We start from the raw sequence: 24,662 nt of genomic DNA on the forward strand, positions 1-24,662 counted from the left end.
GTATGAAGAGCCCTCTCCTGTCCCTGCCCGGCGCCGTCCCCGCCGAAGGCGTGGATGAACAGGTCGCAGCCCATTACGGCGACCTGTTCCGCGAGCAGCGCGCCCTCGCCGACGGCAACGGCTTCGTGGACCTCTCGCACCGCGGCGTCGTCGCCGTCACCGGTGAGGACCGGCTGAGCTGGCTGCACCTGCTGCTCACCCAGCACGTCACGGACCTCCCGGCGAACCGCGCCACCGAGGCGCTGATCCTCTCCGCGCACGGCCACATCGAGCACGCGCTGTACCTCGTCGACGACGGCACCACGACCTGGGCCCACGTCGAACCCGGCACCCAGGACGCGCTGCTCGCGTACCTGGAGTCCATGAAGTTCTTCTACCGCGTCGAGACCGCCGACCGCACGGACGACTTCGCGGTCGTGCACCTGCCGGCCGGTTCGATCGCCGAGGTCCCCGAGGGCGTGGTCGTTCGCGAGACGCCGTACGGGCGTGATCTCTTCCTGCCGCGCGCGGACCTGGAGTCCTACGCCGAGAAGGCCGGTCCGGCGGCCGGGCTGCTGGCCTACGAGGCGCTGCGCGTCGAACACCACCGCCCGCGGCTCGGTTTCGAGACCGACCACCGCACGATCCCGCACGAGCTGGGCTGGATCGACACCGCGGTGCACCTCCAGAAGGGCTGCTACCGGGGCCAGGAGACCGTCGCCCGCGTACAGAACCTGGGCAAGCCCCCGCGCCGGCTCGTCTTTCTGCACCTGGACGGCAGCGAGGTCCATCTGCCGCCGCACGGCGCCGAGCTCCGTCTCGCGGACGACGGCCCCGACGGCCGGAAGATCGGCTTCATCACCACCTCCGTACGCCACCACGAGCTCGGCCCGATCGCGCTCGGCCTGGTGAAGCGGAACGTGCCGCTGGACGCGCGGCTGTTGGCGGACACGACGGCGGCGGCGCAGGAGGTCGTGGTCGAGCCGTAGGGGCGACCTGATCCGCCGGACAAGCCCTAGGCAGGTCGCGTTTCCGGGGTCACATTTCCTGGGCCACCATTCCTGGGTCACATTTCCAGGAGCACGGTGAACGGGCCGTCGTTCGTCAGCGAGACGCGCATCTGCGCGCCGAACCGGCCCGTCGCCACCGTGGCGCCCAGCGCGCGGAGTTGGGCCACGACCTCGTCGACGAGGGGTTCGGCGACATCGCCGGGGGCGGCCGCGTTCCAGGTGGGGCGGCGGCCCTTGCGGGCGTCGCCGTACAGGGTGAACTGGCTGATGACGAGCAGCGGCGCGTCGATGTCGGAGCACGACTTCTCGTCCGCCAGCATCCGGACGGACCAGAGTTTGCGGGCGAGTTGGGCCGCCTTCTCCTTGGTGTCGTCGTGCGTGACACCGACGAGGACGCACAGCCCCTCGCCGTCGATCGCCCCGACCGTTTCCGGACCGTGTTCCCCGTTCACGACGACGCTCGCGCCGTCCACCCTCTGCACCACCGCACGCATGGGAACCATCATGCCGTGCGGGACGCAGCCCCCCTTCACGGGGCTCAATGCCTTCCCTTCGCGGGGCTCAATGCTTTCGCGCGTGATCTCCTGACCTCTTTCGAGGGGTCCTTTGGGGGTTTCTTTTTGCTCCTTACCCCCCCATCTGGGGCCGATCGGGGGCACTCGGTCACATAGCGGCCACTTGGGGTGGCACGATGCGTGTGTTGCGGTGCAACCGTGGGGTGGACCGCGCCGGTCGAGGGGACGGTAGAGGCACATGAGCACACCGAGTACCGGGCAGCAGCCGCCCGGGGCTGTGTCGTTGACCCGTACGAGTCCGCGGGCGGGAGGCGGTCGTACGGGGGTTCATCGTCCTCCCGTGCAGCGCACCGACAGCCCGCTGAACCCGGACCCGCCCGCGCCCGATCTGCCCCTGCTGCGGCTGCCCGAACTGCGGACCCTGCGGCGCGACGCGCAGCGCGACGAGGCCGACCTCAGCTATGTGCGGCGGCTGCTCCAGGGGCGCATCGACATCCTGCGGGCGGAGCTGGCGCGCCGCGGGGGACTGCGGGCGCCCTCCGCGACGTCGGGAGCGCCGCTGGTCTCGGGCTTGGGAACGAGTCCGGGGCTGCGTCCGGCCGGGGGGAGGGGAGCGGGTTCCGGCTCGGGCTCCGGCTCCGGTTTCCGTGAGGCGTCGGTCGTCGACAGGCTCCCCGAGATCCTTGCGGACGCGCCCGCCCGGCACCGTTCGTCGGCCCGCCATGTGACAGTGGGCACACCGTACGGCGAGGAGTACCGGAGGCTGGCCGCGGACATGCTCGCCGAGGTGGAGCTGTCGGACCTGGAAGCACGTACGGACGACGAGCTCGGCGCGGGGATGGGACGGCTGGTGCGCTACGAGCAGCAGGTCTCCCGGCGGCGCCAGCACCTGCAGCGCACCGCCGACGATTGCAGCGCCGAGATCGCCCGCAGGTACCGTGATGGGGAAGCACAAGTAGACGACCTGCTCATGTGACGCGGTGGCCCCCGGCGATCCCGGGGGTGCGAGCGACGGCTGTGGCGGCGCCGGCGGTCCGGGACATCCGGGGCCGGGCCCCATGGCCGCGCCCGGTTCCGCGGTCGCGGCGGCCGCGCCCGGGAACGGCCCGGGTCGCGGTCGTGGGGCTCGGCCGGGGACACGCCCGCGGGGAACCTCCCGTACGGCGCCGCGGTTCGATCACCGGGCGGGTCCCTGTCATGGAAGGCCACCGCCGATGTCCGCCGCCGCTCCTGCCGTCTCCGCAGACCCCTTCATACCGCCTGTTCTCGCCGAGGTCGTCCGTTCGGGATTCGTCGAGGGGCGGCATCGGGGCAGCCTGGTGCTGCTGGCCGCGGACGGGTCGGTCGAGCTGGCGCTGGGCGAGGTGACCGCGCCGGTCTTCCCGCGCTCGTCGAACAAGCCGATGCAGGCGGCGGGTGTGCTGCGGGCGGGGCTTGACCTGGCCGGCGAACGGCTGGCTCTCGCCGCCGCCAGCCACTCCGGGGAGGCCTTCCACCGCGATCTCGTCCAGAAGATGCTGGCCGAGCACGGGCTGGACGCCGGGCAGTTGCAGTGCCCGCCGGATCTGCCGCTGGACCCGGCGGAGGCGGAGACGTATCTCGCCGGGGGCGCGGTCCGTGACCGGGTCACCATGAACTGCTCCGGCAAGCACGCGGCGATGCTCGCGGTGTGCGCGCTGCGAGGCTGGCCCCTGGACTCCTACCTGGACCCCGGGCATCCGCTCCAGCAGCTCATCCACACGGTGGTCGAGGAGGCGGCGGGGGAGTCGGTGGCGGCGGTCGGTACGGACGGCTGCGGTGCGCCGCTGATGGCGATCAGCCTCACGGGCCTCGCCCGTGCCTTCCGCTCCTTCGTCCTCGCCGCCCCCGGCTCCGCCGAACGCCGTGTCGCCGATGCCATGCGCGCCCACCCCGAGTACGTCGCCGGCACGCGCCGTCCCGATACCTGGCTCATGCGGGAGATACCGGGTGCCCTCTCCAAGATGGGCGCGGAGGCCGTCCAGGCGGTGGCCCTCCCCGACGGCAGGGCCCTCGCCTTCAAGATCGACGACGGCGCGACCCGGGCACTCGGCCCCGTCCTCGCCCGCGCCCTGTCCCTCCTGGGCACGCAATCCCCGATCCTCTCCAAAATCGGCCACGCCCCCCTGACAGGCGGAGGCGTCGAGGTCGGCGAGATCCGAGCAACGTTCTAGCCCCGCGCCCCTAAAGGGGCGCTGCGCGCATCTTTCAGCCCGTCCGGCGTTTGAGGACGAGGCCGTTCAGGCCGATGCGGGGGTCTGGGGGCGCAGCCCCCAGGGATGGGACGGGTAGGGGCGGCGGGGGCGAAAACGGTGCGACAGGGGCGTGTTCGGCGCCCTAGCGTGCCCCCATGAGCCGTCGCGAAGACATCGACGTACGAACGATCACAGAGACCGAGATCCCGGCCTGGATCCGTGCGCTGAACACGGGGTTCCTACGCTCCCCGGCCGTATCGGACGAGGAGATCACCAACCGCGGTTCGAGCATCCTCCTCGAGCGGACCCTCGGCGCGTTCGACACCGACCACCCCCACTCCCGACTTCGCTCGACCGGGGGGACCCCCATCGTCGCCACCTTCCGATCGTTCCCGCAGCAGCTCACCCCCGTCGGCGGCACCCCCGTCCCCGCCGACGCCATCACCAACGTCTCCGTCAACCCCACCCACCGCCGCCGAGGCCTCCTCACCCGCATGATGGCCACCGACCTCACCGCGGCGAAGGACCGCGGCGACGTGGTCGCTACCCTCATCGCCGCGGAGTACCCGATCTACGGGCGGTACGGCTTCGGCCAGGCCACCACCGCCACCGAGTGGACCATCGACGTCTCCAGGTCGGGCCTGGACCCCCGCTGGTCGGGGCCGACCGACGGCGCCCGTATCGACCTGGTGGACGGCGAGGAGGTACGCGAGCTCGGCCCGGACCTGCACGAACGCCTCCGTCGTACCCAGCCGGGCGCGGTCAGCCGCGACGAGCGCTGGTGGCAGATCAACACCGGCGTACTGAGCCTGAGCGGCGACCCCTGGAAGGAGCCCTTCTACGCCGTGTACCGCTCGGCGACCGGCGAGGTCGAGGGCCTGGTCTCGTACGAGTCGGACGACAACTGGGGCGACGCCAAGCAACCGCTGAACACGGCGGAAGTGAACTGGCTGATCACGGTGACGCCGGCGGCCGAACGCGCCCTGTGGCGGTACCTCTGCTCGATCGACTGGATCGCCCACGTCAAGACCGGCTGGCGGGCCCCCGACGATCTGCTCCCGCACTTCCTCCCCGATCCGCGCGCCGCCCGCATTACGATTCAGGCGGACTGGCTGTGGGTGCGGATCCTGGACGTCGTACGGGCTCTGGAGGCGCGTACGTACGCGGGGTCCGGGACCTTGGTCCTGGACGTCACCGACGGGGACGGACTGTCCGCCGGGCGCTACCGCCTGGAGGCCGGACCCGACGGGGCGACCTGCGCACCGACCACGACGGCCGCCGACCTCACCCTGGATGTGGGCGAGTTGGCGGCCCTGTGGCTGGGCGACGAGTCGGCGGTGCGGCTCACCGCGCTCGGGCGGGTGCACGAAGAACGAGAGGGCGCCGCCGTCGTCGCCGACGCCCTGCTCCGTACGTCCAGGCGACCGTGGTGCCCGGACATCTTCTGATTCAGACGCTGATTCCGATTCCGATTCCGATTCCGATTCCGATGCTGATGCTGATGCCGATTTCCGAATGGTGCGGCCTGTAAGGGAGGTGTGGTGCTCCTTCCGGTTCTGTCGGTGAGTGGTGGTGCACTGCATCCGTAGCCGTGCGGTTGTGTGGTTGTTCGACGGTGCGGTGGTGCGTGGTACGGACTGACCGAGCTCCCGGCTCCCCTCCGGAGGGGAGCCCGGTCAGCCGGACTGCCGGACGGTGGCGTCCGATCAGCCGGACTGGGCGAGCAGCATCACGAGCAGGACGGCTCCGATGCCGCTGATGGTGGTGTTCTTGGCCTTGAGGCCGACGGACAGCGCGACGAACGCGATGATGCCCAGCGGCCCGTACTTCCACTGGATGAGTTGCTCGAATCCGATGGCGAGGGCGGCGACGGCGAGGGCGATGAGCGGCATGACGTTCCCTCCTTGGGGTCCTGGGGAGGACGACTCTGGCGGCCAACCCTCGGGAAGTGTGACCATGTTGTGCAAGTTGGCAACCAACTCACTGATACTTATCTCCGCGTTGGGTCGACTCATAACCACCTATCCCGCAACTGCCCAAAGATGGCGCGAAGTTGTAGTGTTTGGTCGTGGAACCGGAACACGCCTCCGTCAATGGACGGAACAGGTCACCACGGCCACAGAGGTCACACCGCGAGGTGGCCGACGAGCTGCGCAGCCGGATCAGGTCCGGCCAGCTGCGGCCGGGGCAGCGCATGCCCACGCAGGCCAAGCTGGCCGACGAGTTCGGTGTCGAACGCGGGGCGGTCCGGCAGGCGCTGCGCATCCTGCAGTCGGAACATCTGCTCGTCAACGTGTCCAAAGGGAGCCCGGCGACCGTCGCCGACACCCTGGGACGGGCTCTGACCGGCCCGGAAGCCTCACCGCAGCCCACCACGGTGGCACTCGGCGGCCGGATCACGGCCGCCTTCGAAGCTCCGCACGTGGAGATCGACGCGCTGTGCCTGACGTCGATATCGCTCACCCTTGCCATGGGCGAACCCCTCCGGCAAATTCACGCGGGCCGAATAAAACCGGCCAGGGTGGACGTCCGCGTGCTGCTTCCCAGCAGTGACATCGACCTCGCCTTTCCCGCGCCGGTGGACGCGCCGGTGGACGCCGCGACGGCCGGCCGGCTCCAGCGCAGTTGGCTGACCAACCGCAACGCCCAGGGCCAGGTGCTGCGTCACAACCTGCTCGCCCTGCGCGCCACGCACGGCATCGACGTCAACGTCACCTTCCGCGCGCTCCCCTTCACCCCGCCGGTGAAGTTGTACCTGCTCAACGGGGTCGAGGCACTCTTCGCGTACTACACGCTGACCAGGCGCGAGGAGGAAGTGGACCACGAGTACCTGGAGATGTACGACGTCCAGGGCACCCAGTCCATGCTGTTCCCCTTCGCGCAGGGGACCGGGCTGCGGGACACCACGTTCGTGGAGCAGTCCCACCTCTGGTTCAACGCGCTCTGGGAGACCATCAGCTCGAAGCTGCTGCTCTCGAGCTGACCGACTCTCCCCTGCACGTCACAGGGCAGGACCCGCGACCATCAGGGCGAGGACGACCGCGCCGATGGAGCTGCAGGTGGGGCTCTTGGCCTTGATCCCGATGGTGAGGAGCAGCAGGCCGATGACGCCTGTCGTGCCGTACTGCCACTGCACGAACTGGTCGAAGCCGACGACGAAGAGGGCGGAGAGAAGGGCTATGGCGGGCATGGGCGGTTCTCCTGCTTCTACTGTGGCGTGGTGGTTCCTCTGGGGTGTGCGAGGGTGAGGCCGGGTGAGTCGGTGACGGACTCGGGTGGGGGAGGCAAAACTTCCGCCAACTTGGCTAAGTTGGTGACCAACTCTGATTAAGTTGTCCCCACTTGGCTACTAGCCATAAACAACTTTCAAACAACTCCCCGTAGATGGAGGAGAGTTGTAGCGTTTGGTCGTGACCCAGGAGAACGTTGCAGTGAACGGCAGCAGAAGGCTCTCGCCCCAGGAGATCGCCGACGTCCTGCGGGATCGGATCCGAGCCGGTGACCTCAAGGCGGGCGACCGCCTGCCAACCCAGGCCGAGTTGGCAGAGGAGTTCGGTGTCGAGCGGGGCACCGTCCGGCAGGCCCTGCGCGCGCTCCAGGACGACGGACTGCTGAGCAACGTCAGCAAGGGCAGCCCCCCGCGGATCGCGGAGCCGTCGGCCTCGGCCCGCAGCGAACCGCAGACGACGATGGTCGGACTGGCTCCCCGGCTGGCGGACGCGTTCTCCGCGCCGCACGTCCGGGTCGACGCGGCCTGCCTGACCGCCGAGACCCTGATGCTCGCGCTCGGCGAACCGGTCCGGCTGATCCACGAGGGCCGCATCCGCCCGGAGTCGATCGACGTCCGCATCCTGCTCCCGTCCCGGGACATCAACCTCGCCTTCCCGGTCCCCGTCGACGGCCGCGGTGACGACGACCCGGTCCACGGACGCTGGCTCGCCCAGCGCAACGCCCAGGTCCACGTCCTCCAGCACAACCTGCGCGCCCTGCGCTCCTCGCACGGCATCGACGTACGCGTGGCGTTCCGGGCCCTGCCCTTCACCCCGCCCATCAAGCTGTACCTGCTCAACGGCGCCGAGGCTTTAATCGCCTACTACATGGTCACCCGGCGCGAGGAGGAGATGGCCGACGTGACGCTGGACATGTACGACGCCCTCGGCTCGGACTCCCTCCTCTTCTCCTTCGAGAAGCGGACCGGTCAGCGGGACGCCGCGTTCGTGGACCAATCCCAGAAGTGGTTCGACGCCCTCTGGGAAACCATCACCACGGACCTGACACTCTCCTAGTGACTTCTGATACGGCGCAGACTGAACCTGTGGCAGCAGAGACCGAGAACCTGCGGGAAGTGATCGAACGCGCTCGCTTTGTGCTCTTCGACTTCGACGGGCCGATCTGTCGGCTGTTCGCGGGGCACTCCGCGGAGGACGTGGCGAAGGACCTGGTGGAGTGGCTGGAGCGGCAGGGGCTGCGGGGACTGCTCACCGAGGAGGAACAGGTCCACCCGGACCCGATGGTCGTCCTCTACGCCGTCCACCGCCGCCACCCGCACAGCGATCTGGTGAGCGAGCTGGAGGAACGTCTCACTCAGCAGGAACTCAAGGCGGTGCCGTCCGCCTGGCCCACCGCGTACGCGGACCCGCTGATCCGCACCTGGAGCGCCGTCGGCGCGCGGCTGGCCATCGCGACCAACAACTCGGCCCGCACGGCCACCGGTTACCTCGCGAGCCGGGACCTCACCAACTGCTTCGCCCCCAACATCTACGGCCGGGGCCAGGACCTGCACCACCTCAAGCCGGACCCGCACTGCCTCAACCGCGCCCTGAACGCCCTGGGCGCCGCCCCCGCCACCGCCCTGATGATCGGCGACGCCCCCTCGGACTACGAGGCCGCCCGCCAGGCCGGCGTCCCCTTCCTCGGCTACGCCCGCACCGCCTACAAGGAGAAGCTCCTGCGCGAAGCGGGCGCCGAGGACGTGGTGAACTCACTGGAGCCGGTGCTGAGGGTGCTTCGGGGGTCGGCGTGAAGTGTCGGGCCTGAAGTGTCGGGCCCGGAGGTTTCGGGTCTGAGGCTTCGACCCGGAGGTTTCGGGCCTGGAGGTTCCGGGTCTGAGGAGGTCAGGCCTGAAGCCGAAGGGTCAGCAGGACGAAGAGGCCGGCCAGGGCTCCGGCCGACCAGCGGACCAGGCGGGGATGCTCCGCCTTTACGCCCACCAGGGCCATCGTGAACACGACCAGACCTGCGAACCCGAGTCGTGTCTGCACCAGCTGGGACACGCAGAATTGGACCCCTATGCCCACCAGTTGAAAGAAGATCATGGTCCCCACCCCCGTCCACTTCAGTGAATCGATCAACTAACTGTCCAATTGGACTGGTTGCCTTGAATCTGGTCTGCCCTAACTCTTTGATCCCTTAACGAGTCAGTCCACTTCCAGCTTTCGGCGGCCAAATCCAGCCGCCAATGTGACTGGAAGCGGTTTGTTCGTGAGGTGAGCGAGGTACGGTCGCGGTGTGACGGAAGAACGCGGCGACGGAGGCGGAACGGAGTTCGAGCGCGTCATGGAGACGCTGCGCGCCCGGATCGCCGACGGCACGTACGCGGTGGGATCCCAGTTGCCCCCCCAACGCGAACTCGCCGAGGAACTCGGGGTCTCACGCGACACCGTGCAACGCGTGGTGCGGGAGATGAACAGCGAAGGCTGGATCAAGTCCCGGCAGGGCAGCGGAACGCGGGTGGTGAAGAGCCCGATACACCTGGAAGCGCCGCCGAAGGAGGCGCCCAGGGTGCGTGCGGCCCTGGGTCCCTTCATCGCGCGGGCCTTCGCCCAACCCGTTGTCCGGTTGGACGTGTTCACGCTCACGTCCGAGTCCCTGGACACCCATATCCGCTTGCAGGCCGAGAGCATCCGCCTCGGCATGGTGCGGCCCGACCGCATCGAACTGCGCATGCTGCTGCCCTCGGAGTCCCTTGAGCTTCCGTATCCACGCGCCAAGGAGCCGGAGGACGGTGCGGAGCCTCAGGAACCCGGCCAATTGGAACGTCTGCACGGGCAGCTCCAGGAACGGCTGCGCGCCATCACCCGTCGGCACACGATGTCGCTGCGTGCCGCTCTGCGTGATCTCCAGGGCGAAGGTCTGGTGCCGTCCGTACGGGTGGAGATCCGGCACGTACCGCTGGCCCCGGCATTCAAGCTCTATCTGCGCCCCGGGGCCGAGGCATTGTTCGGGCCGTACGAAATAGTGCGGCGGGCTGTCCTGCTGGACGACGGCACGGAGCTCGACGCCACGGACGTACTGGGTCTGGGGGCGACCCTGACCCGTCACGTCAACGACGAGGGTGATGCGGACTCCCCAGGTTCTGTGTTCATGGAGAGCATGCAGGCCTGGTTCGACTCCTGCTGGCGCCTGCTCGCGGAAGCGCCCTGAGGCGACTCACATTCCACCGGGCCTCCAACGGAGTAACGCCGTGGAGATATACAACTCTCTTTCAAGTAGGCACAGATTCTGCAGTCGGCTCTGCCGTACCCGCGGGTGGGCACTAAGGTGTGCTCACCCCGGTCGGGGCGCATGAACATCTGCAATGACGCACAGTTATTCAGGAGTGACCCGTGGGCGTTCCGCCGATGCCGGGACCGCCTGGCCCACCTGCTCTGGAAAGGGCGGCGGACGCGGCGTACGACGACTTCGTGCGCTACGCCAGGGCGCTCGGCTCGTTCGGCCGAGGACACCACAACCTGAATTACATGGTGCGGCCGCTCACCGAGGACGAGTCCCGCCTGGTGGCGTGCGACGACGGGGCGCCGGTGACGGTACGGGCGCGGATTCCCTCGGCGCTGCCCGTGGTCATCAGGACGTGGCCGGACGAGGCGGAGATCCTGAACACGATCTGCGGTGTGCTGCCGCACGTTCCGCGGTGCCTGGTCAAGCACGCAGACGTGACCATCCTCAGTTATGTGGACGGTGTTCCGCTGTCGAGGGTCTGTCCCAACGGCACCCATGTGGACCCGGGCCTCGTCGCCGCGCTCGCGGACCTCCTCGCGGACATGACGCAGGTGCGCAGGCAGCACCTTCCTCCGCTGCCGGCGTCCTGGCCCCGGTCCAGCCGGGACAGCAGAGCCTTTCTGCGAGCGTTGGCCTTCGCGGCGGAGGAGCAGATCCGGCAGCGCAACCGGGCCGAGTTCGGCGGGCTCTTCGCGATGCTGGGCATCCCGGAAGACGCGATGGTGCGCTTCGCGGAACGGTTGCCGGCGCTCGTCAGCCGCCCCTTCAGCCTCCTCCACACGGACCTGCACCGGGACAATGTGATCGTCTCCTACGCCGGTGTTCCCCCCTTGATCTGCGTCGACTGGGAGTTGGCGACCTATGGGGACCCGCTGCACGACCTCGCCACACATCTGGAGCGGATGGAGTATCCCGATCACCAGTGGCCCGCGGTGATCGAGGCGTGGCGCGAGGCCATGGGACGGCGGCGCCCCAAAGCCGTGCACGGTCTCGACCGCGACCTCAAGCACTATCTGGCCTTCGAGCGCGCCCAGTCCGTCTACCCGGATGTGATGCGGGCCGCCTCCTCGCTCGGCGACTCCTTCGACCAGCAGAGGCTGGACGCCGCCACCCGTGCGGTGCACCGGGCGCTGCTGAAGGCCGAGGAGCCACTGCGGCTCATGAGCGTGCCGGACGAGAGCGAGATCGAGCGCACCCTCTTCCGCTGGAACGAGTCCCACGGAGGCCTGCACAACCGCGACCGGTCGGTCTCGGAGATCGTCTGGGAACGCGACCTCCGCGTCCCCCCGCATCCGGAGTTCCCCGCTTCGGCTGTCAGCAGGGCACTGTTCGAGGAGGGGGCGGCGGCCGCGGACCGCGTGTTCAAGGGAACGGCTCATCTCAACACGGCCGTGCGGGTGCGAGGAGTGGCGTTTCCCGTCATGGTCCGCCGAAAGGTCGGCGCGGCGGACGCCCGGGAGCGCCGTTTCCTCAATGAGCACGCCGTCCTTGAGGCCATCGAGCGGTCAAACGTTTCCCCGCGGGTCCCGGGTACGAGTCCGCGGGTGCGTGCCCCGCGCGTGCTGGCCCTGGGCACCAGTGGACTGAAGGAACAGTTCACCATCCATTCGTACGAAGGGTCGGCCGACGAGTTCCGGCCACCGGAACACCCCGCGGACGGACTCCGGCCGCACGAGGCGGACGACCTCGTGGATCAGCTCCTGGCGCTCACCTTCGTCGACTGCGAGCGGCTGGACCCGGATCTACGGGGGTGGGACTTCTACCGGGGCCTTCGCGACGAACTGGTCCGCATGGTGAACCACCTCCCCAAGGCCACCGGTGACCTGGCGCGGGAACTGGGTCTGCCCAACGGCTACCGACTCGGTGAGATCCTGGACCGCCACACCCTGGTCATGCGTCGGCCCGTGTTGCTGCACGGGGATCTCAACCCATGGAACCTCGTGCGCCAGGACAACGGCGGTCTGATCCTCATCGACTGGGAGATGGCGATCGTCGGTGACCCGCTGTACGACCTGGTCCGCCATATGCACCTCACCCCCACACGCCCCGAGATCCGCGAGCGGCTGTTCTCGCGCTGGGACCGGCTGTTGCCGGAGGAGTGCACCAAGGGCTGGCGCGAGGACTGGCGCGTGTACCGCTGGATGGAGGTCGTGCGCTCGGCCTACGTGGATCTCGACCGGCTGGTGACCGGCGACAGTCTGGACGCCCCCAACGTCCGCCGGGCGGTGGACACCTACGCGATGACCTTGGCCGAGGCCACGGCGGCGCTGGGACTGTCGGGCAAATTGACGGCGAACCCCTATCTTGCCCGCGCGCTGCCGCACGGGGACCATGGAGGCCGACGGACAGCCGGGGTCTCCGCGGACCTCTGACCCCCCGCGGACGTCCGACTCTCCGCTGGGCGCTTCGGCACGGGGGAGGGGACTGCGGATGTCCGGCAACGGGAGCAGATCTGCCCACGGTGGCATGGGCGAACGCCTGAAACGGTTCCAGGCGCGCTACGAGCCGGTGTTCACAAGGATTCTGCTGCTGTTCCTCTTCGTCACCGAGGTGACCGCCCAGTTCGTGACGCCGCTCGGAGACTTCCTGCGGGACAAGGCGTTCATCGGCGGTGCGGTGCTCAGCCTGGTCGGCTATGTGCTGTACGACTCGGTGAAGGACCTGGACGGTTCGCTTCGCCGGCCGAACCGTTTCCAGGTCAAGTCGCATGAACTGGGTACTTTCGTGACCGAGGCCTTCCGTGCCCGCACGGTGGACATCAGATTTCTCGGCTACACCGGCGAGACGCTCTACCACGAGCTCTACCACCGCCTGGAGCGTCTCCTCGACGACCCCGGGCCGACCAGGCACGTATGCATAAGGGTGCTGATCCCGGACTTCGGGCAGCCGATGACCGTTCCGTCGAGGGTCGGTCCGGACGGCAGGCCGCAGGACGACCCCGCCTACCGCAGAGGCCTCGAAGCGCAGTGCCAGATGTACGACCAGCGATTGTCGGCGATCGCGGAGCGGCTCACCTCGGGTGGGCGGGTGACGGCGGAGTGCGAGTACCGCCTCTACCCGGGCATACCGCGGGACAAGATCTGCGTCTTCAACCGGGAGTTGGCGCTGCACGGTCTCTACGACGTGGTCACCCGGACCGTGCAGCGCAGTTCGGAGCCCGAGTTCTACGACCCCAAGGGCTACCGCACCGACCTCAATGTCTGGTCCAGGGAAGGTGACGAGGACTCCAAGTCCGTCGTCGCCACCTGGAACAAGCATCTCGACGACCTGTGGAGCCTGTCGTCGGCCCCGAGCTGGCGCACTCTCACACCTACAGCACCTCCAGCACCACCTTCCCCACCAACCCCCGCCCCTCGATAGCCGCATGCGCCTGCGCCGCCCGTTCCAGTGGGAACACCTCCCCGATCACCGGCCGCAGCCGCCCCGCCGCGGCCTCGGCATAGGCGTCGGAGGTGAAGCGGCGCAGGTCGGTGGGGCCGAACTGGACGTCGGCGATGCCGAAGACCTTGATCCCCCGGCGGGTGGCCTCCTCCGTGTCCAGGGGAGAGAAGCCACCCGACGCCGCCCCGTGGGCGGAGAACCGGCCGCCGTCGACCGTCAGGGGCAGGGCCGCGGCCCCCAGGTCGCCGCCCACACCGTCCAGGACGACGTCCGCCCCCTCCTCGGCCCCGCCGAGCGCCTTGCGGGCGGCGGACACCCAGTCGTCCCGGGTCGCGTCCACCACGTCGTCCGCCCCGAGGTCCCGTACCAGGGCCAGTTTGGCGTCCCCGCGGGCCACGGCGACCACCCGCGCCTCGCGCTCGTGGGCCAGCTGGACGAGCAGCGTGCCCATGCCACCGGAGGCGCCGAGGATCAGTACGCGGTCGCCGGGGCCCACGGCGGTCAGGTCGAGCAGGCCGCCCGCGGTGACGCCGTCGTGCACCAGGGCCGCCGCGCCGCGCAGGTCCAGGCCGTCGGGTACCACCGTCAGCGCCGACACCGCCGCCACGGCCCGCTCCGCATAGCTGCCCGTGACATAGGACGTGACCCGGCGCCCCAGCCACTCGTCGGGAACGCCCGCCCCCAGGGCGCCGACGACACCGGACACGCCGCCCCCGGGGACGTACGGCGGAGCCACCTGGAACCACTCCCGCCCCCACCCCGCCCGCACCTGCGTCTCCACGAAGATCGTGTCCACGTACGCCACGTCGATCACGACCTCCCCCGGCCCCGGAACCGGATCGGGAAGCTCCACGGGAACCAGGATCTCGGGGCCGCCGAACTCCTTCACCTGCACTGCACGCATCGCAACGCTCCTCAAGGCCGAAGACAGGCATGGCCGAACGCCGGACAGTCTTCGACCTGAAGCCTGGTTGAGGTCAAGGAGGGCCAAGGCGGGTCGAGGAGGTGTCGGGGCGGGTCGGGGCGGGCCAAGGCGGGTCAAGGAGGTGTCGGGGCGTGCGTAGGCTCGGGGCATGGGTGAGATCGGACTGCGCGAGCGCAAGAAGCAGCGGATGTACCAGGCTGTCTCCGACATCGCGATCGGACTCTTTCTGGAGAAGGGGTTCGACGCCGTGTCCGTCGCGGAGGTGGCCGCCGCCGCCGAGATCTCCAAGCCGACGCTCTTCCGGTACTTCCCGTCCAAGGAGGACCTGGTCCTGCACCGGTTCGCCGATCACGAGGACGAACCCGCGCGCGTCGCCGCCCGCGGACCGTCCCCGCTGACGGCGCTGCGCCGGCACTTCCTCGACGGGCTGGAGCGCCGCGACCCCGTCACCGGCCTCAACGACGCCCCTCAGGTCCTGGCCTATCACCGCCTCCTCTACGGGACGCCCTCCCTGGCCGCCGGGATGTTCAGATACCTGGAGCGGTCCGAAGCCGCGCTCGCCGGGGCGCTCGGCGGCGACCTCGGCGCCCGGCTCGCCGCCGGTCAGATCATCGCCGTACAGCGCGTCCTCGCCCTGGAGAACTGGCGGCGGATCGCCGACGGTGAGGCCGTCGAGCGGGTGCGGCCCGACGCGGTCGCCGCGGCCGAGGAGGCGTTCGCGCAGCTGGAGGCGGGTCTGCCGCGCTATGCGTAGCTCCATGGGACTCCATGGGACTCCATGGGGACTCCATGGGGATGAGGGACTGGGCAAAGAGAGCTACTGAGTAAAGAATGTTACTCAGTAACGTTATTCGGTATCCTTGGCCGAGTGACGTCAACCGACCCCGCCCTCGCCCGCTCCCTCACCCATGAACGCGCCCACCACGACGCCTGCCGGGCCGGCCTCGCCGCGATGGTCGACGGCGCCGAGGAGCAGGTCGTCACCGGCGAGGACGTCTCCGCCTCCGGTGCCGACGCCGAAGTGCTCGGCCGGCAACTGCGCGGCCAGGCGAGGGATCTGCGCGAACTCCCCGAAGGCCCGCTGTTCTTCGGCAAGCTGGAATTCGCCCCCGGCGGCGGCGAACACGCCGGGCAGAGCTACCACATCGGCCGCCTGCGCATCACCGAACACCCCGCCGCCCCGCCCCTCGTCGTCGACTGGCGCGCCCCCGTCTCACGCGCCTTCTACCAGGCGAGCGCCCGCGACCCCCAGGGCGTGGCCGTGCGCCGGCGCTTCGGCTGGGCGCCGGGGAGCAGGGGGGACTCGGCGGACCTCACCGGCCTGGAGGACGAACACATCGGAGGGGGCCGACCGGATCGGGACGGCCACCGGGATGAGGGCGGTCGCGGGGATCGGAGCCATGAAGGCACCTCGGTTCCGGAGAGCCGCATTCTCACGGGCGAGATCGAACGCCCCCGTGTCGGCCCCATGCGGGACATCGCCGCGACCATCCAACCCGAGCAGGACCACCTCGTCCGCGGCGACCTCGCCATGTCCGTGTGCGTACAGGGCGCCCCCGGCACCGGCAAGACGGCCGTCGGCCTGCACCGGGCCGCGTACCTCCTCTACACCCACCCCCAGCGCATCCGCCGCGGTGGACTCCTGATCCTCGGCCCCAACCCCACCTTCCTCGCGTACATCGCCGAGGTGCTGCCCGCCCTCGGCGAGAGCGGGGTAAGGCAGTCGACGCTCGGGGACGAGATCGCCCGCCACCCCGTCACGGCGCTGGACGACGAGCGCGCCGCCGCCGTCAAACACGACGCACGGATGGCGGAGGTCCTGCGCCGGGCCCTGTACGGGAACATCGGCACGTACGCCGACCCCCTCGTCGTGCCCGACGGTTCGTACCGGTGGCGGGTGTCGGCCGAGGAACTGAACCGCATCGTGGACGGCGTACGGGCGGAAGAACCCCCGTACGGCATCGGGCGCGAGCGGGTACGGACGCGGGCCGTGCGGCGTCTGCGGGAACAGGCCGAATGGCGCGCCGGACCCCAGACGAACGCCTGGGCGCGGAAGGTCTCCGGGTCCCGGCCGGTCGGCTCGTACGTCGACGCGGTCTGGCCCCGGACGCGGCCCGAGGAGGTCCTCGCCCGGCTCCTCACCGACGCCGAGGCGCTGGCCGGCGCGGCGGACGGGCTGCTGGACGCCGACGAGCAGAAGGCGATCCTGTGGGCGAAGCCGCCCCGCTCGTACAAGTCGGCCCGGTGGTCGGCCGCCGACCTCGTCCTCCTCGACGAGGTCGCCGGGCTGGTCGAACACCCGGAAGGCTACGGCCACGTGGTCGTCGACGAGGCGCAGGACCTGTCGCCGATGGAGTGCCGGGCGATCGCGCGCCGGGCCCCCTTCGGGTCGCTCACGGTGCTCGGGGATCTCGCCCAGGGCACGACGCCCTGGGCGGCCCGGGAGTGGGGCGAGCTGCTCGGGCATCTCGGGAAGCCGGATGCGGCCGTGGTGCCGCTGACGATCGGGTTCCGGGTGCCGGAAGCCGTCGTCGGGCTCGCCAACCGGCTGCTGGCACGACTCGACGTGCGCGTACCGCCGGCTCGGTCACTGCGCCGGGACGGGGAACTGACGGTCCGCGCGGTCCCCGACGCAGGGGACGTACTGCCCGCCACCGTCGACGCGGTGCGCGGCGCGCTCGCGCACGAGGGGTCCATCGGCGTCATCGCGGCCGACCCGGACGTCGGAAGGGTGCGCGAGGCGCTGCGCGCCGCCGGGGTTGAGACCGCGGGGCCCGAGGAACTGGGCGCACGCGTCGCGGTGGTGCCCGCCACCCTCGCCAAGGGACTCGAGTACGACCACGTGGTGGCCGTCGAACCGGCGGCCGTCGCCGAGGCGGAGGCGCGCGGCCTGCACCGGCTGTACGTGGTGCTCACCCGGGCCGTGTCGCGGCTGGAGGTCGTACACGCGCGGCCCCTGCCCTGGTGACCCGACGGCTACCGGGGCCAGGACCGACCGTGCGACCCGGCGGCTACCGAGGCCAGAACCGGCCGTGCGACCCGGCGGCTACCACGGCAGGGGCTGCCCGTCGCGGAAGAAGCCGCCGGTGGGGCCGTCGTCCGGGAGGGTCGCCGCCCATACGACGCTCGCGGCGCCCTCCGCGACCGGGCGCCCGCCGGGACCGCCCATGTCGGTGGCGACCCAGCCGGGGCAGACGGCGTTCACGAGGACCCGGTCGGGGCCCAGTTCGGCGGCGAGCATGCGGGTGAGGGCGTTGAGGGCCGTCTTGGTCGCCGTGTACGCGGGGGTGCCGCCGCCCATGGACGTGAGGGACGCGACCTCGCTGGAGACGTTGACGACCCGCGGGTGCGCGCTAGCACGCAGGAGCGGGAGCAGCGCCTGCGTCAGCCGCCAGGGCCCGTAGAGATTTGTCTCGGCCGCCTCCCGTACGACGTCCAGGTCGGCGTCGGTCGCGCGCTGCCAGGTGTCGTACGTGATCGCCGCGTTGTTGACCAGCACGTCCAGGGCGGTGAGGTCCCGGGCGACCGCGGTGATGTCCGCCTCGGACGTGACGTCCAGGCGCAGCGGGTGCGCGTCGGGTCCGGTGGTGCGGGCCGCTTCGGCGGCGGCCTCGGTGGATCTGGCCGTCAGATACACGGTGTGGCCCGCGGCGGCCAGCTGCCGGGCGACCTCGCGGCCGATGCCGCGGTTGGCGCCGGTGACGAGCGCGATCATGTGGGGTGCTCCTCGGGGCGGTGACCGGACCACGGTAGGCGTACGGGGGTCCGGTCACCGCTCGCGCCACTCGGCGGAGGCCGACCGACTTCAGGAGCGGGTCAGGGGGTGGCCACTGCCTCCAGGGCCGGGATCAAGTGCTCTTCCTCGTAGGCGAGATGGGCTTCCAACTCCTCCGTCAGGCGGACCACCTCGGGGAGTGCGCGGGTCGGGTCCGCGGGCCGCTCGCCGATCACCCGGCGCAGCTCCTCGATCAGCACCGCGATCCGTTCGTGTTCGCCGCGCAGCCGGTCCAGGACCGGGATGAGGGCGGGGTGGCCGTCGGCGAGGACACGGAAGAGACCGAGGTCCTCGCCGGTGTGGTGCTGGTGCAGGCCCCGGCAGAGGGAGAGGCAGTTGACCCGCAGCTGGGCGCCGAGGGAACTGCCCGAGGCGGCGAACTCTTCGCGGATGAGCGCCAGTTCGCGTCGGAAGGCGTCGTGGACGGCCTTCAGGGCCTCGCCCGTCGAGCCCGCGTTGACCTGCGGCGGGCCGTCCCGCGGGATCTCGCGGAGCGCGACGACGGGGATCACCCGGTCCGTCTTCGCCTGGTACTCCGCCCATCCCTGATCGGCCTCCACCGCGCGGGCGAAGAGCCGGTCGCGCTCGGCGCCCTCGAGGACGACGGCCTCGGCGTCGTAGATGAAGACGCCGCTCTCGACCCGCACGCGCGGGTGGGCGACGAGGTTGCGGTACCAGTCCGGGTGCCGGTGCGCGCCCCCGGCGGAGGCGATGACGATGACGCGCTCGCCGCCGTCGGGGTAGTAGCCGACGGGGGTGGTGTGCGGGGTTCCGGTGCGGGCGCCGGTGGTGGTGAGCAGAAGGAGCCGGGCTCCCTCGAAATGTCCGCCGACTTTCCCGTGGTGGGCGCGGAACTCTTCGATGACTTTCTGATTGAAGGGGTTGGGCATGCGTCGCTTTCTTTTGTTTTCGGGCAGGGTGAATTGCCGCGGGGCGTTTTGGGGCGCGACGCGGTAAGGGGGTGCGGGAGAGCGCGCGGAATTCCGCGAGAAGCGGACACGCGGTGAGGTGAAGAGGTGATGCGAAGAAGAGGGCGGTCGGGGTGGGCGGGGCTCTACCCCGCCTCGGCCTCACTCGGAGGCCGGGCAACCAACTCGCTCACGGCACAAGGCCGACCCGGCAGTCATGGGCGCAACGGTAATGCCGTACACGCGTCGAGGCAATCCAGTATCGAGGGAAATACGGGATTGCCTCGCGATCTACTGAAAGCCCGGCCGCGGCCGCCGGCTACGGAAAGGGGGCTGTCCGAAGGGGTTAGCTGTCGGAAGGGGGATACCCAAAGGGGGCTGCCCGCTCCTTTCCACTCTCAACGTATAGCGCACAGGGGGGCTTGCGGCAAGGCCCGGGGCGTGCCGCAGAATGGCCGGCCAAGGCCAGTACCTGCGGAAATGGCGGATTCGCGACGTGCGTGCGGTGATGTCGGCGTATGGCCGAAATCCAATCTCGTTGAATGGGTGTTCGATGATTGACGTGATCGTGGTCGGCGGCGGACCGACCGGTTTGATGCTGGCCGGCGAGTTGCGGCTGCACGGCGTGCACGTGGTCGTGCTGGACAGGTTGACCGAGCCGACCAAGGAGTCCCGCGGGCGCGGCCTGCACACGCGCAGCGTCGAGATGATGGATCAGCGCGGTCTGCTGGACCGGTTCCTCGCGGTCAGTGAGAAGTTCCAGGTCGGCGGTTTCTTCGGCGGCATCCTCAAGCCGTGGCCGGACAGGTTGGACACGGCTCACCCGTACGGTCTCTCCACCCTGCAGCCGGCCACCGAGCGGCTGCTCAACGAGCGTGCCCTCGAACTCGGTGCCGAGATCCGGCGCGGCTGCGAAGTGGTCGGGCTGAGTCAGGCCGACGACGGGGCCGGGGCCGGGGCCGGGGTGAGCGTCGAGCTGGCGGACGGCACGCGTCTGCGCTCGCGCTACCTCGTCGGGTGCGACGGCGGCCGCAGTGTGGTGCGCAAGGAGCTCGGTGTCGGTTTCCCCGGTGAGCCCGCCAAGGTCGAGACGCTGCTGGGCGACATGGAGATGACCGAGGATCAGGCGACGGTCGCCGCCGTCGTCGAGGAAGTCCGCAAGAGCCAACTGCGGTTCGGCACCATCCCCAACGGGGACGGGACGTACCGCGTCATCGTGCCCGCCGAGAGCGTGTCCGAGGACCGTACGACCGCGCCGACCCTCGAGGAGTTCAAGCAGCGGCTGCGGGCCGTCGCGGGCACCGACTTCGGCGTGCACTCACCGCGCTGGCTGTCCCGGTTCGGCGACGCCACCCGGCAGGCCGAGCGCTACCGGGTCGGCCGGGTGCTGCTGGCAGGCGACGCGGCGCACATCCACCCGCCGACCGGCGGGCAGGGGCTCAACCTCGGTGTGCAGGACGCGTTCAACCTCGGCTGGAAGCTGGCCGCCGAGGTCAACGGCTGGGCACCGGAGGGGCTCCTCGACAGCTACCACGCCGAACGGCACCCGGTGGGCGCCCGCGTGCTGGACAACACCCGCGCGCAGATCACGCTGCTGGGGACCGATCCGGGTGCGACCGCGCTGCGGGAGCTGTTGTCGAGGCTGATGGACTTCGAGGAGGTGAACCGGTACGTGACCGGGATGATCACCGCGGTCGGGGTCCGCTACGACTTCGGCGAGGGCCATGAACTGCTCGGCCGGCGGATGCGGGACGTGGGGCTGGAGCGGGGGCGCCTTTATGAGCTGATGCACGGCGGCCGCGGGCTGCTGCTCGACCAGACAGGCCGGCTCTCGGTGGCGGGCTGGGCGGATCGGGTCGACCACGTCGTCGACGTCAGCGAGGAACTGGACGTGCCCGCGGTGCTGCTGCGGCCGGACGGCCATGTGGCGTGGGTCGGTGAAGACCAGCAGGATCTGGCCGGCCGACTGCCGGAGTGGTTCGGCGCCGCCGTCGGCTGAGCGCGCGGACACTCTCGTCGTGGCGCAGCGCGCAGGCACCCCCTTCGTGGCGCAGCGCACTTTTGCAAGCGGGTGCTTGCAATTGTTAGCGGAAGTGCGGCAAGGTGGAGTCATGGCATCACTCAACGTCGGCAATCTCGGTGAGTACCTGCGCGAGCAGCGGCGCAACGCGCAGCTGTCGCTGCGGCAGCTCGCCGACGCCGCCGGGGTGTCCAACCCGTATCTGAGCCAGATCGAGCGCGGGCTGCGCAAGCCGAGCGCGGAGGTGTTGCAGCAGGTCGCGAAGGCGCTGCGGATCTCCGCCGAGACGCTGTACGTGCGAGCCGGCATCCTCGACGCCGAGCGGGACCGGGACGAGGTGGAGACACGTGCCGTCATCCTCGCCGATCCCACGCTGAACGAGCGGCAGAAGCAGGTAATGCTCCAGATCTACGAGTCCTTCCGCAAGGAGAACGGATTCGAGATCACGCCGGACCTGGCCCAGGGCATGGCCCGGAACGTGACCCAGGACATGGCGCAGGACGAGGCGCAGGGCATGGCAGAGCACATATCGGGCACCCAGCAAGCGCCGGACACCGCCGTCCGGGGCCCCCGCACGGCCGACGGCAGCGATGCCGATCCGCAGCAGACCGCCAGTTGACGACAACGACGTGCAGCACCGCCGGCCCCACGCGGGCCTGCGGGTCTCGCCGCGGAACACCAAAACCCTCAGCTGAAAGCGACCGGAGGACCATCACCATGGCCATCACCGACGACATCCGCAAGGCCGCCACGGACCCCACCCCGCTGTACTTCCTGGCCGGCACCGCCGACCTGGCCGTCCAGCAGGCGAAGAAGGTCCCCGGCCTCGTGGAGCAGATCCGCACCGAGGCCCCGGCGCGGATCGAGACCGTGAAGAACATCGACGCGAACACCGTTCAGGAGAAGGCCGCCACCCGCGCGAAGGAAGCGCAGGAGACCATCCAGGCCAAGGTGACGGAGTTCATCAGCACCCTCGACACCGACCTGAAGAAGCTCGGTGAGTCCGCTCAGGACCTCGCCCTGCGCGGTGTCGGCGTCGCCGCCGAGTACGCCGTGAAGGCCAAGGAGACGTACGAGAAGGTCGCCGAGCACGGCGAGCAGACCGTGAAGACCTGGCGTGGCGAGGCCGCCGAGGAGATCGAGGAACTGGCCATCGCCGTCGAGCCGAAGGGTGAGCCGGTCGAGGTCAGGTCCGAGGACAAGCCGGCCGCGACCGCCGCCGTGCCCGCTCCGGCCAAGAAGCCCGTGGCGAAGAAGGCACCGGCCCGCAAGATCACCGCCAAGAAGACGACGCCGCCCGTGAAGTAGCAGACGACGGGACTCCTCGTCCCAGGACGAGAGGTCCGGACGAGAGGTCCGGACGCAGGGGCAGGATGACGGGCCGGGCACTCTCAGAGTTCCCGGCCCGTTCTGCGGGTACGGTGGCGTAGAGATGAATCGACTCGGGCGGTGGGCATAGTGCTGTTGACGGCATTCGGCGGCTTCTTGTCGCTGATCTTCCTTGCCATGCTGGTGCTCGCCGTGGTGGCACTGGTGATGGCGGCGGTGGCCCGCGAAGACGCGTACCGCGCGGCCGACAAGCAGAACAAGATGTTCTGGCTGATCATCCTGGGCATCACGGTGGCCGTGAACCTGCTGGTCCCGGTCATCTTCCTGCAGATCGCGGGGCTGGTCGCCACGATCGTCTTCTTCGTGGACGTACGCCCCGCGCTCCGTCAGGTCTCCGGCGGTGGCCGGGGCCGCGGCGGAAGCAGCAGCGACGGCCCGTACGGCCCCTACAACGGAGGCCGCTGACCACCGGCGGTCGAGCAAGTCGACCACCGGCGGTCAGTCCCGCAGGCCTGAGGGTTACGCAGGCCGGTCCGTCGGACGGGCCCGACGGTCACGCGGTCGTACGGCGGTAACGGCGTGACCGGCACACGGTGGTACGGCGGTCACGGCGTCCGGTCCAGCAGAAGTACCGCCACGTCGTCCGTCAGCTCTCCGCCGTTGAGGTCCCTGACCTCGTTCACCGTCGCCCGCAGCAGCTCCTCGCCCGCCAGGCCCTCGGCGAGCCGACGGCGTACCAGGTCCACCATGCCGTCCTGGCCCAGCCGCTCCTTGCCCTCGCCGATGTGACCCTCGATCAGGCCGTCGGTGTAGAGCATCAGACTCCACTCGCCGCCCAGCTCCACCTGCCGGCGCGGCCAGCGGGCACCGGGCAGCAGGCCGAGCGCCGGGCCGCCGTTCTCGTACGGCAGTAGCTCGGCGGGGCGGCCGGGGCGGGAGATCAGCGGGGACGGATGGCCCGCGAGGCAGAGCCCGGCGCGGCGCCCGTCCGGCGCGATGTCCACCGAGCACAACGTCGCGAAGATTTCGTCGTTCTCGCGCTCGTGCTCCAGGACCTGCTGGAGGGTGGACAGGAGTTCGTCGCCGCACAGGCCCGCGAACGTCAGCGCCCGCCAGGCGATGCGCAGCTCCACGCCGAGCGCGGCCTCGTCGGGCCCGTGTCCGCAGACGTCGCCGATCATGGCGTGCACCGTGCCGTCGGGTGTACGGACCGTGTCGTAGAAGTCGCCGCCGAGCAGGGCGCGGGAGCGCCCCGGGCGGTAGCGCGCGGCGAAGCGGAGCGAGGAGCCCTCCAGGAGAGGGGTCGGCAGCAGACCGCGCTCCAGGCGGGCGTTCTCCTGGGCGCGCAGCCTGGACTCGGTGAGTCGCCGCTCGGCCTTGTCGGAACGTTTCCGCTCCACTGCGTACCGGATCGCGCGGCTCAGCAGCCGTCCGTCCAGCTCGTCGCGGAACAGATAGTCCTGGGCGCCGACGCGCACCGCCTCGGCACCGCGCTCGGCGTCACCGGAGGCGGTGAGCGCGAGGACGGCGTGCCGGGGCGCGAGCCGCAGCACGTGCTTGAGCGTGGTCAGCTCGTCGTCGCTCTGGGTGGCCGCCCGGCCGGGGGCGGGCAGCGCGAGGTCGAGCAGGATGCAGTGGACGTCGTCGGTGAGCAGCCGCTCGGCCTCGGTGAGGTTGCGGGCGGTGCGGATGCGGATCGGCTTGCCGGCCGCGTCGAGCATCTCGGGCACGCTGAGCGAACCCGCCGGGTCGTCCTCGATGACCAGCAGGGTCAGGTTGGTGGTGCTGTCGACCGGGGTCGTGGCGGCTTGGGGCGCCGGTACTGCCCCGGCCGGGCCGCCGGTCGCTTCTCCGGATGGGCCGCCGGGTGAGAACGCGCCTTGAGCCTGACCGCTCTCCGCGGCCGGGATCGCTCTCTGCCGCGGTATGGGTACGGGCATCGTGTGGGTTCCTTCCCTCCCCCCGAGGGCGTGGTGGGGCGAAGGTCCTCGACCCACCGACGGGGACCATAGCGGTAGCGGACGCCGCAACGGAATGGTGTGCGTCATGGCGTCCGGCAGGCGGCCACCGTCATATGCCGCATCCTGTACCGCACTTGGACAGGATGCG

Annotated in this window: 24 protein-coding genes; 16 read left to right on the forward strand and 8 right to left on the reverse strand. The window is 70.2% G+C overall.

Features of this window, described 5'->3' with window-relative positions:
• Positions 1 to 2: 2 nt before the first annotated feature.
• A complete protein-coding gene (ygfZ, locus tag AQJ27_RS22330; RefSeq protein WP_067371518.1) occupies positions 3 to 968 on the forward strand; it encodes a CAF17-like 4Fe-4S cluster assembly/insertion protein YgfZ in 966 nt (321 codons plus the stop codon).
• 77 nt (positions 969 to 1,045) lie between these two features.
• Here the strand turns inward: ygfZ and dtd are convergent, their stop codons facing one another.
• Positions 1,046 to 1,483, reverse strand: coding sequence for a D-aminoacyl-tRNA deacylase (gene dtd, locus AQJ27_RS22335; protein WP_060897698.1), 438 nt, complete (start codon positions 1,481 to 1,483; stop codon positions 1,046 to 1,048).
• A gap of 259 nt (positions 1,484 to 1,742) precedes the next feature.
• Between dtd and AQJ27_RS22340 the strand changes: the two genes are divergently transcribed.
• The 3 genes from AQJ27_RS22340 to AQJ27_RS22350 all read left to right on the forward strand — a co-directional run bounded on the left by AQJ27_RS22340 (position 1,743) and on the right by AQJ27_RS22350 (position 5,165).
• A complete protein-coding gene (locus AQJ27_RS22340) occupies positions 1,743 to 2,480 on the forward strand; it encodes an RsiG family protein (protein ID WP_067371520.1) in 738 nt (245 codons plus the stop codon).
• A gap of 238 nt (positions 2,481 to 2,718) precedes the next feature.
• Complete coding sequence (locus AQJ27_RS22345; protein WP_067371522.1) at positions 2,719 to 3,696, forward strand: asparaginase; 978 nt, start codon at positions 2,719 to 2,721, stop codon at positions 3,694 to 3,696.
• A gap of 176 nt (positions 3,697 to 3,872) precedes the next feature.
• Entirely contained in the window at positions 3,873 to 5,165 is a 1,293-nt protein-coding gene (locus AQJ27_RS22350; protein ID WP_067371524.1) for a GNAT family N-acetyltransferase, read from the forward strand.
• Positions 5,166 to 5,423: 258 nt separating this feature from the next.
• Here the strand turns inward: AQJ27_RS22350 and AQJ27_RS22355 are convergent, their stop codons facing one another.
• On the reverse strand, positions 5,424 to 5,609 hold the full coding sequence (locus tag AQJ27_RS22355; RefSeq protein WP_054232402.1) for a hypothetical protein: 186 nt from the start codon (positions 5,607 to 5,609) through the stop codon (positions 5,424 to 5,426).
• A 170-nt stretch (positions 5,610 to 5,779) separates the two neighbouring features.
• Between AQJ27_RS22355 and AQJ27_RS22360 the strand changes: the two genes are divergently transcribed.
• Positions 5,780 to 6,700 carry a winged helix-turn-helix domain-containing protein gene (locus tag AQJ27_RS22360; RefSeq protein WP_079065156.1) on the forward strand — a complete coding sequence of 307 codons (921 nt, stop codon included), beginning with the start codon at positions 5,780 to 5,782 and terminating at the stop codon, positions 6,698 to 6,700.
• Between the two features lie 18 nt (positions 6,701 to 6,718).
• Here the strand turns inward: AQJ27_RS22360 and AQJ27_RS22365 are convergent, their stop codons facing one another.
• Positions 6,719 to 6,907, reverse strand: a complete 189-nt coding sequence (locus tag AQJ27_RS22365) for a hypothetical protein (protein WP_054232404.1) — start codon at positions 6,905 to 6,907, stop codon at positions 6,719 to 6,721.
• Positions 6,908 to 7,121: 214 nt separating this feature from the next.
• Here AQJ27_RS22365 and AQJ27_RS22370 point away from each other — a divergent pair, with 214 nt between their 5' ends.
• Both AQJ27_RS22370 and AQJ27_RS22375 read left to right on the forward strand, forming a co-directional pair.
• Positions 7,122 to 8,003: a GntR family transcriptional regulator gene (locus AQJ27_RS22370; RefSeq protein ID WP_067371528.1), complete on the forward strand. Its 882-nt coding sequence runs from the start codon at positions 7,122 to 7,124 to the stop codon at positions 8,001 to 8,003.
• Positions 8,003 to 8,740: an HAD family hydrolase gene (locus tag AQJ27_RS22375; protein ID WP_425275220.1), complete on the forward strand. Its 738-nt coding sequence runs from the start codon at positions 8,003 to 8,005 to the stop codon at positions 8,738 to 8,740. Before AQJ27_RS22370 ends, AQJ27_RS22375 begins: the two co-directional genes overlap by 1 nt.
• A 91-nt stretch (positions 8,741 to 8,831) precedes the next feature.
• Here AQJ27_RS22375 and AQJ27_RS22380 read toward each other — a convergent pair whose 3' ends face one another.
• Complete coding sequence (locus AQJ27_RS22380; protein ID WP_159064379.1) at positions 8,832 to 9,032, reverse strand: hypothetical protein; 201 nt, start codon at positions 9,030 to 9,032, stop codon at positions 8,832 to 8,834.
• Between the two features lie 193 nt (positions 9,033 to 9,225).
• Here AQJ27_RS22380 and AQJ27_RS22385 point away from each other — a divergent pair, with 193 nt between their 5' ends.
• From AQJ27_RS22385 to AQJ27_RS22395, 3 genes are all read left to right on the forward strand, one after another.
• Positions 9,226 to 10,140, forward strand: a complete 915-nt coding sequence (locus tag AQJ27_RS22385) for a GntR family transcriptional regulator (protein ID WP_067371541.1) — start codon at positions 9,226 to 9,228, stop codon at positions 10,138 to 10,140.
• A 182-nt stretch (positions 10,141 to 10,322) separates the two neighbouring features.
• Positions 10,323 to 12,587 carry an aminoglycoside phosphotransferase family protein gene (locus tag AQJ27_RS22390; RefSeq protein WP_067371544.1) on the forward strand — a complete coding sequence of 755 codons (2,265 nt, stop codon included), beginning with the start codon at positions 10,323 to 10,325 and terminating at the stop codon, positions 12,585 to 12,587.
• A gap of 94 nt (positions 12,588 to 12,681) precedes the next feature.
• Positions 12,682 to 13,575 (forward strand): hypothetical protein, encoded by an 894-nt coding sequence (locus tag AQJ27_RS22395; protein ID WP_235613887.1) that lies wholly within the window; start codon positions 12,682 to 12,684, stop codon positions 13,573 to 13,575.
• On the opposite strand, the gene AQJ27_RS22400 is transcribed toward AQJ27_RS22395, so the two are convergent.
• The gene (locus AQJ27_RS22400; RefSeq protein WP_067371547.1) at positions 13,526 to 14,500 is read right to left on the reverse strand and encodes a zinc-binding dehydrogenase; all 975 of its coding nucleotides are present in this window, start codon (positions 14,498 to 14,500) and stop codon (positions 13,526 to 13,528) included. The genes AQJ27_RS22395 and AQJ27_RS22400 overlap by 50 nt on opposite strands.
• A gap of 169 nt (positions 14,501 to 14,669) precedes the next feature.
• Between AQJ27_RS22400 and AQJ27_RS22405 the strand changes: the two genes are divergently transcribed.
• Together AQJ27_RS22405 and AQJ27_RS22410 are read left to right on the forward strand one after the other, a co-directional pair.
• A complete protein-coding gene (locus AQJ27_RS22405) occupies positions 14,670 to 15,275 on the forward strand; it encodes a TetR family transcriptional regulator (protein ID WP_067371550.1) in 606 nt (201 codons plus the stop codon).
• Between the two features lie 114 nt (positions 15,276 to 15,389).
• On the forward strand, positions 15,390 to 17,489 hold the full coding sequence (locus AQJ27_RS22410) for a HelD family protein (RefSeq protein ID WP_067371554.1): 2,100 nt from the start codon (positions 15,390 to 15,392) through the stop codon (positions 17,487 to 17,489).
• Positions 17,490 to 17,567: 78 nt separating this feature from the next.
• Here the strand turns inward: AQJ27_RS22410 and AQJ27_RS22415 are convergent, their stop codons facing one another.
• A complete protein-coding gene (locus tag AQJ27_RS22415; protein ID WP_067371557.1) occupies positions 17,568 to 18,236 on the reverse strand; it encodes an SDR family NAD(P)-dependent oxidoreductase in 669 nt (222 codons plus the stop codon).
• A 101-nt stretch (positions 18,237 to 18,337) separates the two neighbouring features.
• Positions 18,338 to 19,186: a nitroreductase/quinone reductase family protein gene (locus AQJ27_RS22420; protein ID WP_067371559.1), complete on the reverse strand. Its 849-nt coding sequence runs from the start codon at positions 19,184 to 19,186 to the stop codon at positions 18,338 to 18,340.
• 571 nt (positions 19,187 to 19,757) lie between these two features.
• On the opposite strand from AQJ27_RS22420, the gene rox reads away from it, so the two are divergent.
• The 4 genes from rox (at position 19,758) to AQJ27_RS22440 (ending at position 23,018) form a co-directional block, all read left to right on the forward strand.
• Complete coding sequence (gene rox, locus AQJ27_RS22425; RefSeq protein ID WP_067371562.1) at positions 19,758 to 21,203, forward strand: rifampin monooxygenase; 1,446 nt, start codon at positions 19,758 to 19,760, stop codon at positions 21,201 to 21,203.
• A gap of 112 nt (positions 21,204 to 21,315) precedes the next feature.
• Positions 21,316 to 21,843, forward strand: coding sequence for a helix-turn-helix domain-containing protein (locus AQJ27_RS22430; RefSeq protein WP_067371565.1), 528 nt, complete (start codon positions 21,316 to 21,318; stop codon positions 21,841 to 21,843).
• A 98-nt stretch (positions 21,844 to 21,941) separates the two neighbouring features.
• Complete coding sequence (locus AQJ27_RS22435) at positions 21,942 to 22,532, forward strand: hypothetical protein (protein WP_067371568.1); 591 nt, start codon at positions 21,942 to 21,944, stop codon at positions 22,530 to 22,532.
• Positions 22,533 to 22,682: 150 nt separating this feature from the next.
• Positions 22,683 to 23,018 (forward strand): DUF2516 family protein, encoded by a 336-nt coding sequence (locus AQJ27_RS22440; protein WP_067371572.1) that lies wholly within the window; start codon positions 22,683 to 22,685, stop codon positions 23,016 to 23,018.
• 140 nt (positions 23,019 to 23,158) lie between these two features.
• Here the strand turns inward: AQJ27_RS22440 and AQJ27_RS22445 are convergent, their stop codons facing one another.
• Positions 23,159 to 24,493 (reverse strand): PP2C family protein-serine/threonine phosphatase, encoded by a 1,335-nt coding sequence (locus AQJ27_RS22445; RefSeq protein WP_067371575.1) that lies wholly within the window; start codon positions 24,491 to 24,493, stop codon positions 23,159 to 23,161.
• Positions 24,494 to 24,662 lie beyond the last annotated feature (169 nt).

Source organism: Streptomyces olivochromogenes, from assembly GCF_001514115.1.
GTDB lineage: Bacteria > Actinomycetota > Actinomycetes > Streptomycetales > Streptomycetaceae > Streptomyces > Streptomyces olivochromogenes.

Excerpts from the sequence above, each read along its gene's own strand:
- ygfZ (WP_067371518.1), top strand. The coding sequence starts at position 3 with ATGAAGAGCCCTCTCCTGTCCCTGCCCGGCGCCGTCCCCGCCGAAGGC.
- dtd (WP_060897698.1), bottom strand. The coding sequence starts at position 1,483 with ATGCGTGCGGTGGTGCAGAGGGTGGACGGCGCGAGCGTCGTCGTGAAC.
- AQJ27_RS22340 (WP_067371520.1), top strand. The coding sequence starts at position 1,743 with ATGAGCACACCGAGTACCGGGCAGCAGCCGCCCGGGGCTGTGTCGTTG.
- AQJ27_RS22345 (WP_067371522.1), top strand. The coding sequence starts at position 2,719 with ATGTCCGCCGCCGCTCCTGCCGTCTCCGCAGACCCCTTCATACCGCCT.
- AQJ27_RS22350 (WP_067371524.1), top strand. The coding sequence starts at position 3,873 with ATGAGCCGTCGCGAAGACATCGACGTACGAACGATCACAGAGACCGAG.
- AQJ27_RS22355 (WP_054232402.1), bottom strand. The coding sequence starts at position 5,609 with ATGCCGCTCATCGCCCTCGCCGTCGCCGCCCTCGCCATCGGATTCGAG.
- AQJ27_RS22365 (WP_054232404.1), bottom strand. The coding sequence starts at position 6,907 with ATGCCCGCCATAGCCCTTCTCTCCGCCCTCTTCGTCGTCGGCTTCGAC.
- AQJ27_RS22380 (WP_159064379.1), bottom strand. The coding sequence starts at position 9,032 with ATGATCTTCTTTCAACTGGTGGGCATAGGGGTCCAATTCTGCGTGTCC.
- AQJ27_RS22395 (WP_235613887.1), top strand. The coding sequence starts at position 12,682 with ATGGGCGAACGCCTGAAACGGTTCCAGGCGCGCTACGAGCCGGTGTTC.
- AQJ27_RS22400 (WP_067371547.1), bottom strand. The coding sequence starts at position 14,500 with ATGCGTGCAGTGCAGGTGAAGGAGTTCGGCGGCCCCGAGATCCTGGTT.
- AQJ27_RS22405 (WP_067371550.1), top strand. The coding sequence starts at position 14,670 with ATGGGTGAGATCGGACTGCGCGAGCGCAAGAAGCAGCGGATGTACCAG.
- AQJ27_RS22415 (WP_067371557.1), bottom strand. The coding sequence starts at position 18,236 with ATGATCGCGCTCGTCACCGGCGCCAACCGCGGCATCGGCCGCGAGGTC.
- AQJ27_RS22420 (WP_067371559.1), bottom strand. The coding sequence starts at position 19,186 with ATGCCCAACCCCTTCAATCAGAAAGTCATCGAAGAGTTCCGCGCCCAC.
- rox (WP_067371562.1), top strand. The coding sequence starts at position 19,758 with ATGATTGACGTGATCGTGGTCGGCGGCGGACCGACCGGTTTGATGCTG.
- AQJ27_RS22430 (WP_067371565.1), top strand. The coding sequence starts at position 21,316 with ATGGCATCACTCAACGTCGGCAATCTCGGTGAGTACCTGCGCGAGCAG.
- AQJ27_RS22435 (WP_067371568.1), top strand. The coding sequence starts at position 21,942 with ATGGCCATCACCGACGACATCCGCAAGGCCGCCACGGACCCCACCCCG.
- AQJ27_RS22445 (WP_067371575.1), bottom strand. The coding sequence starts at position 24,493 with ATGCCCGTACCCATACCGCGGCAGAGAGCGATCCCGGCCGCGGAGAGC.